Source organism: Paraburkholderia graminis (assembly GCF_003330785.1).
GTDB lineage: Bacteria > Pseudomonadota > Gammaproteobacteria > Burkholderiales > Burkholderiaceae > Paraburkholderia > Paraburkholderia graminis.
Window position 1 is genome coordinate 925,824 of record NZ_CP024935.1, and the last position, 12,848, is coordinate 938,671.

The 12,848-nt window shown below is 59.9% G+C and carries 11 protein-coding genes; 4 read left to right on the plus strand and 7 right to left on the minus strand.

Features of this window, described 5'->3' with window-relative positions:
• Window positions 1-43 precede the first annotated feature (43 nt).
• The 4 genes from CUJ91_RS34900 (at window position 44) to CUJ91_RS22420 (ending at window position 4,169) form a co-directional block, all read left to right on the plus strand.
• On the plus strand, window positions 44-391 hold the full coding sequence (locus CUJ91_RS34900) for a hypothetical protein (protein ID WP_114157167.1): 348 nt from the start codon (window positions 44-46) through the stop codon (window positions 389-391).
• A gap of 97 nt (window positions 392-488) precedes the next feature.
• Window positions 489-1,778, plus strand: a complete 1,290-nt coding sequence (locus CUJ91_RS22410) for an LssY C-terminal domain-containing protein (RefSeq protein ID WP_114158031.1) — start codon at window positions 489-491, stop codon at window positions 1,776-1,778.
• Complete coding sequence (locus CUJ91_RS22415) at window positions 1,775-3,028, plus strand: LssY C-terminal domain-containing protein (protein ID WP_114157168.1); 1,254 nt, start codon at window positions 1,775-1,777, stop codon at window positions 3,026-3,028. The genes CUJ91_RS22410 and CUJ91_RS22415 overlap by 4 nt, the downstream gene beginning before the upstream one ends.
• Before the next feature lie 73 nt (window positions 3,029-3,101).
• On the plus strand, window positions 3,102-4,169 hold the full coding sequence (locus CUJ91_RS22420) for a lipase family protein (protein WP_114157169.1): 1,068 nt from the start codon (window positions 3,102-3,104) through the stop codon (window positions 4,167-4,169).
• A 90-nt stretch (window positions 4,170-4,259) separates the two neighbouring features.
• Here the strand turns inward: CUJ91_RS22420 and CUJ91_RS22425 are convergent, their stop codons facing one another.
• The 7 genes from CUJ91_RS22425 to glmS all read right to left on the minus strand — a co-directional run bounded on the left by CUJ91_RS22425 (window position 4,260) and on the right by glmS (window position 12,666).
• Entirely contained in the window at window positions 4,260-5,219 is a 960-nt protein-coding gene (locus CUJ91_RS22425) for a glycosyltransferase family 2 protein (RefSeq protein WP_029965750.1), read from the minus strand.
• 36 nt (window positions 5,220-5,255) lie between these two features.
• A complete protein-coding gene (locus CUJ91_RS22430; RefSeq protein ID WP_114157171.1) occupies window positions 5,256-6,560 on the minus strand; it encodes a flippase in 1,305 nt (434 codons plus the stop codon).
• A gap of 48 nt (window positions 6,561-6,608) precedes the next feature.
• Complete coding sequence (locus CUJ91_RS22435; protein ID WP_006046796.1) at window positions 6,609-7,562, minus strand: GlxA family transcriptional regulator; 954 nt, start codon at window positions 7,560-7,562, stop codon at window positions 6,609-6,611.
• A gap of 158 nt (window positions 7,563-7,720) precedes the next feature.
• Complete coding sequence (locus CUJ91_RS22440) at window positions 7,721-7,933, minus strand: hypothetical protein (protein WP_029965746.1); 213 nt, start codon at window positions 7,931-7,933, stop codon at window positions 7,721-7,723.
• A 12-nt stretch (window positions 7,934-7,945) separates the two neighbouring features.
• The gene (locus tag CUJ91_RS22445) at window positions 7,946-8,683 is read right to left on the minus strand and encodes an AraC family transcriptional regulator (protein ID WP_006046798.1); all 738 of its coding nucleotides are present in this window, start codon (window positions 8,681-8,683) and stop codon (window positions 7,946-7,948) included.
• A gap of 478 nt (window positions 8,684-9,161) precedes the next feature.
• The gene (locus CUJ91_RS22450) at window positions 9,162-10,694 is read right to left on the minus strand and encodes a N,N-dimethylformamidase beta subunit family domain-containing protein (protein ID WP_114157172.1); all 1,533 of its coding nucleotides are present in this window, start codon (window positions 10,692-10,694) and stop codon (window positions 9,162-9,164) included.
• A 133-nt stretch (window positions 10,695-10,827) separates the two neighbouring features.
• Window positions 10,828-12,666, minus strand: a complete 1,839-nt coding sequence (gene glmS, locus CUJ91_RS22455; protein ID WP_006046800.1) for a glutamine--fructose-6-phosphate transaminase (isomerizing) — start codon at window positions 12,664-12,666, stop codon at window positions 10,828-10,830.
• Window positions 12,667-12,848: the final 182 nt, after the last annotated feature.

A 12,848-nucleotide genomic window follows, 5' to 3' on the forward strand; every position in this document is an offset into this window, starting at 1 on the left:
TCCACGCGCCTTTTCAAAAGCAACATTCAACCGGACGTGAAAAATGAAACCGTTATCGCTTCTTCTCGTGACCGCTGCTGTGTCAGCCTGTGCAAACCAACCCATGCCGCCGGGCGCGCAAGCGGTCGGAGAAAGCCAACGGTCTGCTCCTGTCGTTGCGCAATGCATCGCGAAGGACTGGGCCGACCGGTCGCAACAACAGGTCATATCGCAGGTGATCGTGGCGAACGACCAGGCCATGGATGTCTATGTGCCAGGTCAGCAGCCTCCGGGTGGCGCAGCCGCCGTGGTGCGGCCATCGTGGACGGGTAATAGCAAAACGTCGGTCGGCTTCCGTGCAGGTAGCGGGGGAGGCAGCAATGCGATGGGAGATGTAGGAGGCTGCCTTTAGGCGGCGAACAGGTACTCAAATGACTCTGCCTCCAGAAGCTTTCACCCCGGTTCACTGACGGGAACGCCGCCCCGGGTCGCGGCAAATGGGTGACGCGATGGATCACATCGTGAATCGACTGCTGCCTGCAGTTGTCGTTGCTTTCATGCTATGCGGTTGCGCCATCACGTTGCCGGGCGCCGGCGGACTCGACTATCAAAGCCGCGCCGTCACGCGTAGCGAACGAGGACTCCGGGTTTCAGGTTCGGTGCTTTCGGCCGAAGAGAGCGAGAGTGTTTATGGCGTAGCGCTCGCGAAAAAGGGCATTCAGCCCGTATGGGTCGAGGTGCAAAACGACGACACGTCCAGCTACTTTCTGATGTCGCCGGGCCTCGACCCCAACTTCTTTCCCGCCTCCGAAGCGGCCGAAGCATTCGCCGGCAGCAAATCGTCGGTGGCAGGCGATGACATCGAGCGACGCTTTCGCGCACTCGCCTTCCGTAACCCCGTGTTGCCGGGCCACACTGTGTCCGGTTATATCCTGACCAATCTCTCCGAGGGCGCCAAGCTTATTCAGCTTGATCTTGTCGCAAGCGGTCGGGCGCAAACATTTTCCTTTCTCATGGTGGTGCCCGGCTTCTACGCCGATTACCACGTTAGCGCGGTGTTTCGCCGTGAGGTCTATCCGCCGGGGAGGATGGTGGACTACACCGACGACGGCGCGTTGCGCGCCGCGCTCGAATCGCTTCCGTGCTGCGCAACCAGCGAAGACGGCGCGAAGAATGGCGACCCGCTCAATCTCGTCATCGTGGGCGGTCTCGACGACGCATTTCCCGCACTCGTTAGACGAGGCTGGAGTCCGACCGAACAGAAATGGTCCGGCTCGATCATGAAGACCGTCACGTCCGCATTTTCCGGCGAGCGCTATGTCAATGCACCCGTGAGCGATCTCTATCTGTTCGGGCGGGCGCAGGACCTCGCATTGCAGAAGGCGCGCGACACCATCCACCAGCGCAATCACTTGCGGCTCTGGCTCAGCCCGATGCGCTACCGTGGCAAGCCCGTGTGGGTCGGTCAGATCAGCCGGGATATCGGCGTGCGTCTGACATTCCACTCGCCCACGCTGACGACGCACAAGATCGATCCCGACGTGGACGAAGCACGTACCGCGCTGACCGAGGACATGGCCTATTCACAGAACCTGCAGAAGATCGGCTTCGTGAAAGGAGTCGGCGCAGCTTCGCAAAGCGCACCGGGCCAGAATCTGACTACGGACCCGTACTACACCGACGGCCTTCGCCAGGTCCTCGTATTCGACCGGCAGCCTACCTCGCTCTCGGGTATCGAATTTTTTCCATGGGAGTCGGTTGCAAAGTTCAACGCCGTGCCCGCGGGAGCAGATCAATGAACGAATCGCCAACGCTTCGGCGTGCGTTGACGCGCGTTGCCGGCAGCGTTGTGCTTCTATTCGTTTGTGGCGGCTGTGCGACCTGGACCGCGCCCGTCAGCCCCGACGATGCGCCGCTGCGTCAGCGTGCGGTGAGCGACACGAGGCAAGGCGCGCGCGTCAGCGTAGCCGTTCTAGGCGCCGACGACAGCAGGCGCATGATCGGCGCCGACATCGGCAGCAGCAACATTCAGCCGCTCTGGATCGAAGTCGAGAACCATACACCGCAAGCGTTATGGTTGCTGCACTCCGGAACCGACCCGGACTACTTTTCGCCACTCGAAGTCGCATGGTCCATGCACACGCTTCTCGGCGGCGCGACGAACGCGGACATCGACAGCCACTTGAACAAGCTTGGATTCAAAAATCCCGTCCCGGCTGGAGAAACGCGCAGCGGCTTTCTTTTCGCCAATCCTGACCGGCAGATCAAGCTCGTCAACATCGATCTTTTCGCAAGCAGAACACTGATTCCTTTCTCGCTGTTTCTACCCGTACCGGACGATGCCGCCGACCCGCGTTTCGCGCTCACTCCATTCCAGTACCAGCAGGCGGCTTTGACCGACTACCACGACCTCGCGTCGCTGCGGGCCGCGCTCGAACGGATGCCGCGCTGCGCGACGAGCGAGAATGGCGAGACCGAAGGCGATCCTCTGAATGTGATCGTGATCGGCAAACTGGGAGACATCGGCGCCGCGATGGTGCGCCGTAGCTATCGCCGGGAGATGCGAAAGAGCGACTATTCGCAGTGGCTATTTGGACGCACGCCCGACGTCGTGCTGCGCAAGCAGGCCCAGGCGGGTGCGTTGTCGACTTCATTGCGCGCGTGGCTCACGCCCATTCGCTTTAACGGCGACCCGGTGTATGTCGCGCAAGCCGGACGTCCTGTCGGGGGCCGCTTCGCGCATCACGATACGGCGGATGACACGCTTCATGATGACGTCGACGAGGCCAGGAACTTCCTCATCCAGGACATGATGTATTCGGGCGGTCTCGACAAGCTCGGTTTTGTGTACGGCGTCGGTCCATCGCCACAGGCACAGCCGCGGACAACGCTGAACGGCGCGCCGTATCACACCGACGGACTACGCGCCGTGATGTTCTTCGCCACTCGTCCGCTCAGTTTTGCGAACGTGGAAATGCTCCAGTGGGTGCCATACCTCGAGCAGCGCGAGTCCTCCACGAACCGGGAGGGTGGCGATGCCGGCAAGTAAGGCGGTCTGTCAGCAACGAAGCGGCGCGGTGCGCCGGCGCGTTGTGCATCGGCGGGCATGGAGCAGGCACTGCATGCACGGCGCGGCGCTAGCGGTCATTCTTGCGCTAACGGCATGCGCAACGAAGCCGCTCATTCCCTACTCGACGGAGACGCCGCCCCTCGCTCTCGTGGCGGCATCGCAGGCCGGCGTGCAAGACAAGCGGGCCCGCTTTCGCGAGATTTACTGTGCGGTGCTCGAAGCGCACGGCTCAGCGCTGCCTGACTACCGTCCCTGCGAAGACGCACTCACACGCGTGGGCGCCGAGCCTGCCGGTACAGGTGCGCCCGTCGATCTCGGGCGATCGGGACGCCACCTCATCGCGGCAGTGGTGCCCGGCATCGGGTACGACTGCTTCAGGCCGTGGCTGAATCCTCCGAACACCGTCGTTCAAAACCTGCGGCAATCCGGTTACGACGGGATCATGCTGAACGTGGACGGGCTGTCGGGCTCGGCGAACAATGCACGCCAGATCCGCGACGCCGTGATGGCCATGCCGATGTCCGAAGGCGCAGCGCAACTGGTGCTGATCGGCTACTCGAAGGGCGCGGCCGATATTCTCGAGGCCGTCGTCGCGTATCCGGAGATTCGCAGCCGCGTGGCGGCTGTCGTCAGCGCGGCGGGGGCGGTTGGCGGATCGCCGCTTGCCAACGACGCCGAGCAATACCAGGCGGACATGCTGCGGCACTTTCCGGGCGCGGCTTGCCACTCGGGAGACGGCGGGGCCGTGCAAAGCCTGCGGCCGGCCACGCGCAGGGCGTGGATGGCCAGCCATCCGCTTCCGCGCGATCTGCGCTACTACTCGCTCGTGACCTTTCCGCAGCCAGAGCGCATTTCGTCGATACTCGAATCGAGCTACGAAAAACTCTCACGAGTCGACGCCCGCAACGACAGCCAGGTGATCTTCTACGATCAGGTCGTGCCCGGCAGCGTCTTGATGGGTTACGTCAATGCGGATCATTGGGCACTGGCCGTGCCTGTCTCTCGAACGCACACGACGATCGCATCGTTGTTCGTCACGCAAAATGCCTACCCTCGCGAGGCACTGACAGAGGCGATTCTGCGTTTCGTGGAAGAGGATATGGCAACTTCCGGAATGTGAAGGCAGTGCCTTTATGCAGTACCGCTATTAGCGCGCGGCGCAGCAAAGTAGCGGCGCCGCGCTCTAAAAGCGACTCAGCTTTAAAGCAACTCAAACTTCCGGCTTCAACCGATACAGTTCCGGCACGAGCGCGAGCAACAGACGCTTCGCCGAAAAAAGCCGCGGCGAGATATGCGTGGCCACATACCATGTCGCCGCCACGTTCATGCTGCGCAGCTTCAGATCGGGGCCGACCAGCGCGCTTGCAAAATGCAGATCGCCGAGCGTCTTGCCGATGATCTCCTGCTTGATGCGCGCGCGCTCCGGTGGATCGAGCGCAATGAAAGACAGCGCCGACACCTCGTGAAGCAACCGGTACATGCTGTTGTAGTGGTGCAGCGTCTTCGTCGTGAACATCGTCGAATCCATGCGCAATCTTCTTTTAAAGAGCGCCTGGTTCAGCACTGCCAGCTTAAGTCGTTGCTGTAGCAACAACGCAGCGAAGAAGTGATTGTCCTCATACACGATGCCTTCTATGAAACGCAGATTGCCGATGGCCGAACGTCGCGTGATAAAGCAGCACGGCGAAACAAAATAGCGCCCTTGCCGCAACGATTCGACGACGAACTCTTCCGACCACAACGTCGCGCTTCCGAGCGGCCGGCGGTAGCCGTTGACTTCCTGCTTGTACATCGGCGCATCGTTCGGGAATACCGCGGCTTCGAACATCACCGCGTCGATCTCGGGATTGCTGAATTCGCGGTGGCAGACGCTCAACGTGTCGGTGTCGATCAGGTCGTCGCTGTCCATGTAGTACACATACGTGCCCGTGGTCAGCGAAGTGCCGAGATTGCGTGCCGCGGATTGCCCGCGATTCGGCTGATAGACGTAGCGAAAGCGCGAGTCGCTGTCGCAATAGCGCTGTGCAATCGCGGCGGTGCCGTCCGTGGAGCCGTCGTCGACAAGGATCAGCTCGAAGTCCGTGAAGGACTGGGCCGCAACGCTCGCGAGCGCTTCGTCGAGATAGTGCTCAACGTTGTAGGCCGGCACGATGATGGAAAAAGCGGGCATAAGGCACCTCGATTGTTTGATAAGCAGAACCGCAACTCAACCGGCATCCGCGCCGCGTGCTTCCTGACGCGCCCCGGATGCAACCGGCATGAGCGCCGCGCCTCGCGAGGCAGGTGCAACGCCGCGGAAATACAGCCACATGAAGGCCACCGCGCCGACCACCTCGGTCAGGATCACGGCGACGATCGTTCCTTTCGCGCCGCCGTAGCGGGTGAGCGGAACCACATAGAGAAGATGCAGAACCGTCGCGCCGAGAAACACATTCGTGAGCGAACGCGCGCGGCCTTGAGCGAGCAACCCGAGATCGCCGAATACGACAGCGACGCTGATGATGGGCGGCAAGACGGCTTCGAGTCTCAGGAGAGGAATGGACGCATGAAACTGCGGCCCAACCCATGTTTCGATACCCCACGCCGCGAGCAATTCGATGCCGACAAAAAGGCTGATCGATGTCGAGAACACGGCGAGCATCGCCATTCGCATCAGGCGCTGCGCGGCTTGCGGATCGGTCGCGTGGTATTGACTGATGCGCGGATAGAAAGCCTGACTGATCACCATGAACATGGCCTGCGCGGCCACGCGAATCTTGTCCGCCATCGCGAACTGACCGACCACTTCCGGTCCGTGGAAGTAGTTCAGCAGAATCGAGTTGAAGTTCACATAGAAGCTGATCAATACAAAAGAGAGGAACAACGGAAAGCCGTCTTTCAGCGCGTCGACAATCTTTCTCGTGGATATGCCGACGAGTTTCACCAGCCTGTTGCGATGAAGAATCCACAGCGCACAAATGGCGAGCAGTACATTGCCGAGACTGACGCCCAAAGCGGCAAGCGCGGCATCGCCCGGACCTTTCACTGCAAGATAGACGAAGGCGAGACCGAGAAGCCGCGAAACAAACGTCGGCAACACCAACGCGCGCATACGTTCCAGACCCTGAAACAGCCATACCGGCGTAACCGCGTTGGCGACGATGCCGAGAAATAGCGCGCCCAGTACATCGGCGTGATCTCGCAGATCCGGCACGAATGCAATGCCCGCTACGAGCAGAAGAAGCGCCGCTGCAACCAGTACGAGCCGCGCGGCCGATGTACTCGTATAGACCTCGGCGAGCCCGTGAGCGTCGCCGCGTTTGACCGATACGAGTCGTGTTGCGGTGAAGTTGAAGCCATAGTCGGTCAGCAGCACCATGTATTGCGCGACAGCCTGACAATAGGCCAACACCCCGAACTCTCTTGCACCGAGTACATGACCCAGGTACGGCAACATCAGCAACGGTACGATGTAATTGCCGCCCTGAATCAGAATCAGATAGAACAGCGTGTTGCGAATCGGAGTCGTCATAAAAATACGCCTGGTGCAATAGTGGCTCTCCTCATGCGTCAAGCCGCTCTACAGGCTCAAATGCCGCTGTGCACGGAATTCGGTGGGCGACATGCCGTACCTCTCCTTGAAGAGACGGCCCAGACGATTACCGTCGCCCATTCCGCACCGCCGCGCAATTTTCCCAACCGGGATATTGGTGGAACTCAGCATTGTCCGGACCACGTCGAAGCGCGTGCGCAGCAGGTACTCCAGCGGCGTCATACCGAACTCCTGCTTGAAACGGCGCCGGAAATTGCGCTTGCTCATTGCCGCGGATTCGGCTGCCTGCGCAACGGAAATCGGCTTGCTGTAGTTCTCCTGGATCCAGCGGGCCGACTCGCGAACCTTGCTTGCGGTGGTGAGCGATTTGGCGTCGCCTTCGCGTGGCCTTGTGTGCTTGATCGCATTCGTCTGCAGTTCAAGCGCGACCTTTCTGGCGATCTGCGGACCGAGGTCGCGCTCGATCTGCGAAAGCGCCAGCTCGGCGGGCGTTGCGCCGTTGATGCGGGACGCCACGAAGTCATCGTCGAATAGAAAGACGGGTACTGCCAGCCGTGAAGCGTTTTTGTAAACCACTGCGAGCTTCGACCCTTGCGTGATGCGAAGCGATGCCATTGCGCCGTGACGCGTGATCCACGAATGCAGCCGGTCATTCGGTTCCGTTGGCGCCGCCGTGTCGCGGCACGCCACGAAGAACGCGTGAAAATCGCCCACGCTGTAACGGCTCAGTTGTTCCGTGAAGATCGAAATGCCGCACGAACTCGTGACGACGCCGCCTTCTTCTGACAATACCGTAAGCCGGTACGGCGGGTCTTCGCCACGATGCAGTTGCGCCATGTTCGCAAGGCGAAAAGCATCGCCAATCGCGCCAGTACTTGCCGTGAAGAAGTTCTGCGACACGAGAAGGCCAATGTGCCTCGGCGGTTCCAGACAGTCGGGCTTCTCATCGACGTGCGGCCTGGAGAGTTCAACGAGATCCATCACGATTAGGGCTCCCAATATATTTATCAAATGCACTAAAAGTCTGGCAACAGCCTGAATTGTAGTGAGCGCGGATTCGGTAAAAGTCCGCTAATCGGCGGCGCAGCCGCCAATTGCTTGTCGCGCCTCGCCAATGCGCGGATCTTCTGAAATCGCGGTTATCCGCGCCGCTTTGCGGCCCGGATAGCGTCGGCAATGGAGCAGAAAATCCGCACCGGAATCAATACAATCGCCACCACCAGAAAAACGACAATCACCGCCACGACATAAACCGTTGCAAAGCCAGTCAATATCACGGTGAACGCAAACCTTTCGGCACGCGAAGCCAAGGGCTGGTCTCGCCAGTGACCCCGCGGCCGGCCTTCTTCCATGGTCGCACTCGCTTAGGCGGAACCCGTGCGGGCGCGGCGCCGAAACTCCGTTGGCGAGACTCCGAAGCGCTTGCGAAAGAGCTTCGCGAGTTGCGACCCGTTGCCCATGCCGCTGCGCCGAGCGATCTTGTCGACCGGAAGATCGGAGTCGGCTAGCAGCCTGCGCGACCGGTCGAGCCGAGCCCTCAACAGGTATTCGGAAGGCGGCGTGCCGATCTGTTGCCGGAACCGGCGCAAGAAGGTTCGTTCGCTGATCGCGGCGCGCTGAGCGACTTCGGCAATCGAAATGTCGTGCTCGCAGTTTTCAGTGAGCCACTGCGCGAGCGCGTGAATCTTCTCGTCTTCGCGCTTCGGCTTAACGGACGTTGCGCCGCTTGCATCATCTGCCTGCGGAAAGAAGCTGATGCGTATTTCGGCGGCGCGTGCAATCACGGCGCCCTGAACTGTGTGGTCCAGGATCCATACCGGCGCAATTAAATCTTGACAATTCAAATTGGACCTTACGATAGAGGCGAGAGTTGCATCCGTATCCGGCGCAATCAGCATTTGCATCTTATCGGCGTGCTCGGGCGCGCGAGGAATAGACATCGCGTTTGCAGTAGCCGATTGATCGAGATGCATTTCGTTTTCGCCGGATTGAAGATCGCGGCTTGAAACGATGTCGATATGTGCATTCGTATTAATTAGACGAAGTACTTGTGCCGCTTTATCAGTCGGCAGGAGGCAACTAGCGGGGCCGAGTTTATTCATGCTGTCTCCTGGTGTTCGAGGTCTAACGAGTTATTGGTAATGCCGCTCAGGTATGACAGTGCTTGTGTTGGGCGCGAGCGAAGAAGCGTTGGAGAAGACGATGCTTACGCAATCTTTCTTCGTTTGGGATTTGAATGGAAGGATACGCTGTAAGGCTGGTTGCGTGCTCACCTAAATTCAGCCTCCACCGGCCAACCTTGGCTGACAACGTAGAGGTGCTCGATGGCGTGCCGCGCGACGAACGAGCGCGGGCGCCGGACGGTTCAACCGCCGGTTCGAGTACTGTGTCAAAGGCGTTAAACCGATAAGAAATGTGGCAAGAAAAACGCGTAATGAAGCCCGTTTCGAAAGTTCTGAGAAGCGGTACAAAATGCCTTAGAAAACGTTTGTTCACACGCTTGAAGGATCGACTCAAGCGCGTCATGAGCGGACAACATCGTGTGCGCAACGGTCACTGCGTTCATGACCATCATTGCGCTCAACCCGCGTCGGTTTGCAATGCGGCTTCGCCGCCTGCATCGGCCGCTTCGTGCAGCGGACGCTTCTGCTGTGTTGCGTTTATCTCCTGCGCGCCGGTGTATTGGCGAATCACGTTGCGGGTGATCTGCTGCACGACGTCATGGCTCTGCGCCGTGCTGTCCGTCAGCACACGAGCCCAGTCTGTCGTACCCACATTAAAGACTTCTCCCGCACTGCGGCGGCCGTCTCGCAGCAGTGGACGAAATAAGCCGATCGCGCCAGCACCGCCCATTTCCCATCCTGTGAGCCGTTCGGTAACCGCAAGCCTTTCGATTGCATCGTCGGGCCAGTCCGGCGGGATGCCGTCCGCTTCATAGCCGACGAGCCGATCTTCTGCGCCAAAGCTTTCACCTTGTTGCAGTTGAGTTCCTGCAAATACCCAATGGTCCGGCCGTTTGACGGTAAAGCCAATTGCCTGACGCTCGCACTTCACCCAGCGGCGACGCCACCGCGACCACGTGCCCCAGTGGCCGCCGCCGTGCTTATAGGTCAGTCCAATCAAATGGCTTTCATTGCCGCTTACGCGCGGATCGAGATCGATCTGTTCCTTGAGTACATCCCAGTTGTCCGCAAGCTTGCGCATCTCGCTGAGTTGACCCGGTTCAGCGCCGATAAACCTCACAGGCCGATAACACGTATTGCCGCTGAAAACAGCGACGTTTCCGCCCTGCGTGACGAAATACGCGACATGTGCGCGCATTTCCTCGCTCCAGTACTCGTGATGACCGACGCTCAGCATGCAGCGGTAGCGAGTCAGGTCGAGCGCGGTCGCGCTGTGCAAGTCGAGATCCGTATAAAAGTCGCAGGCAATGCCTTCGTTGCGCAGCCACCGGATAAACTTCGCGTCCCAGTGAGCGAATTGCTGACGGGTCGAGCGTTTGTCGTAGGGATCGTCCGGTTCGCCGAGCCGTGCGCCGAGTCCGCCGCCGGGGCGGAGCAAGCTCACTTTGTTTGCGGCGCGGTAACGGTGAATGCGGTCGTCATAGAAGCTTCCTCCACCCGTCGAGTTATAGGCGTGGTAGGTCGCCGTCGGAATGATGTACGCGAGCGTGGCGGTGGGCGTGCGTGGGCGCGCGATCACAAGCGCCATGCTGTCGCTGTCGGGCCGTGCTGCGAAGATCGGCCGATGCGCGGCGCACGCGCGCCCGAGTTCCTGGGTCGGCTTTCCTGCGGCGTCGACTTCATAGGCGATCGCGACATAGGCGCCGCTGTGCAAGTTCGCGACGTTCGGGCGAATGTCGATTGTCGGCCAATTCCAATCCTCGTCGAAGCGCTTTGCCGCGCTATTGCCTGTAGATTGGAATACGTATTTGCCGTCCAGCAGATTGGCGGTCACATTGTTCTTACCTGTAACCACCACGCCGCACAGGCTCGTGAGCGAGTCGTCGTCCTGCTGCTGATAAATGGCGATGCTAAAGCGCCTGCCGGGCTGCACCGCGAGTTCAAAGCTGGCTCCCGCAGTAAAGCTCGGATGAATCGGATAGATCTGCATGTTCGCTTTCCTTGCGCGAATAAGCGAGGCAGTGGCCCGCCAATGAGTTCCGATTACATTGCGGCGCGCGGTTTATGTCCGCGCAACCGTTTGCTTGTACACCCATGCGCGCAGTGCGTCTGTGCGCTATGCCTCATTCGACAGTGACGGACTTCGCGAGATTTCGCGGCTTGTCGACGTCGGTGCCGCGTGCGCATGCGGTGTGATACGCAAGCAGTTGCAGCGGCACGACATGCAGGATCGGCGACAGGCTGCCGTAGTGCTCGGGCATGCGGATCACGCGAAGTCCATCGCCACTCGCAATTCGTGAATCCGCATCGGCGAATACATACAATTGGCCGCTGCGTGCCCTGACTTCCTGCATATTCGATTTGAGCTTGTCGAGCAGCGCGTCGTTGGGCGCCACCGTGACGACCGGCATCTGGCTCGTCACCAGTGCAAGTGGCCCATGTTTCAATTCGCCTGCGGGATAGGCTTCCGCGTGCACGTACGAGATCTCTTTCAGCTTTAATGCGCCTTCCAGCGCGATCGGATAATGCAGGCCGCGGCCGAGAAAGAGTGCATGTTCTGTACGCGCGAACGCTTCTGCCCACGCGACGATTTGCGTTTCCAGCGCAAGCACGCTGTTCAGCTTCGCCGGCAAGCGATGCAGTTGATCGAGAAACGCCGCTTCTTGCGCGGCCGGAAGGCGCCCGCGCTGTTTGCTGAGCGTCAATGCGAGCAGGAACAGCGCAACTAGCTGCGTCGTGAAGGCTTTTGTCGACGCAACGCCGATTTCCGGTCCCGCACTAGTCAGATGCTGGAACTGCGCCTGCCGCATCATCGTGCTGCTTGCGACATTGCAAATAGCCAACGTGTGCCGATGGCCCTGAGATTGAGCGTGCTTGAGCGCGGCGAGCGTATCGGCGGTTTCGCCCGATTGCGATACGACCACGACCAGCGTATTGGGACTCGCCACACTGCTGCGATACCGGTATTCGCTCGCGACTTCCACTTGCGCCGGTACTTTGGCGAGCGATTCGAACCAGTACTTCGCTGTCATGCCGGCGTAATAACTCGTGCCGCACGCCACTATCAGAAGCGAGTCGATTTCGCGAAACGCGTGCCGCGCCCCCGCGCCGAATAGGTCGGCGGTAATGGTGTGAACGTTTTCAATTGCGTCTGCAATGACACTTGGCTGCTCGAAGATCTCTTTGTGCATGTAATGCCGATACGGGCCGAGTTCCACTGCGCTCGTGCTCGATCGCTGCAATTTGATTTCGCGCTGCACTGCATGGCCGGCGCGATCGACGACCCGTACACCGTCCAGTGTCAATTCCGCTATATCGCCTTCTTCCAGATAAATGAAGTTCTCCACCGTCCCGGCAAGCGCCATGACGTCGGACGCGAGATAGTTGCCTTGCTCTCCCAGGCCGACGACGAGCGGTGAACCGGCCCGTGCACCGATCACCCGGCCCGGATCGCTACTCGCGAATACGGCAATTGCGTAAGCGCCGTGAAGCCGTTCGAGCGCATGGCGCACGGCAGAAAGCAGGTCGCTTTCATGTTCTCCGCCTTGCTTTTTCCACGCATGGTGAATCAGATGCGCGACAACTTCCGTATCGGTGTCCGACTCAAACACGTAGCCGAGTACTCCCAGTTCTTCTCGTAACGCCTCGTGGTTTTCAATGATGCCGTTATGCACGATGGCGATTTCGCCGCTGGAGAAGATCGGATGGGCATTCCTCGTGACAGGCGCTCCATGAGTCGCCCAACGTGTATGAGCGATACCGATCATTCCCGACAGGTTAGCTTCGGCAACTTCTGCCGCGAGACTCGCGACGCGCGCGACGCTGCGCACTCGACGCAGTGCGCCTTGCTGAAGAACCGCGATTCCGCACGAGTCGTAGCCGCGATACTCGAGTCGCCGCAAGCCCTCGGTCAACGTGGAAGTGACATCGCGGCGGTCCACTGCTCCTACGATTCCGCACATGGAAGGTCTCCTGATTCCGCAGCGATTCATACGAAAGTACTGGCGCTGTTCGATCTGTTGCATTGCAACCAAGCATAGACATCGCGAGGCGGCGCGAGTCGAGCGCGGCGCGAAACGTTGAACGGTTGTCCGCTTAACGAGCAAGTAACGAGCACGTTGGTTTCGCGCGCAACATTCCTGAA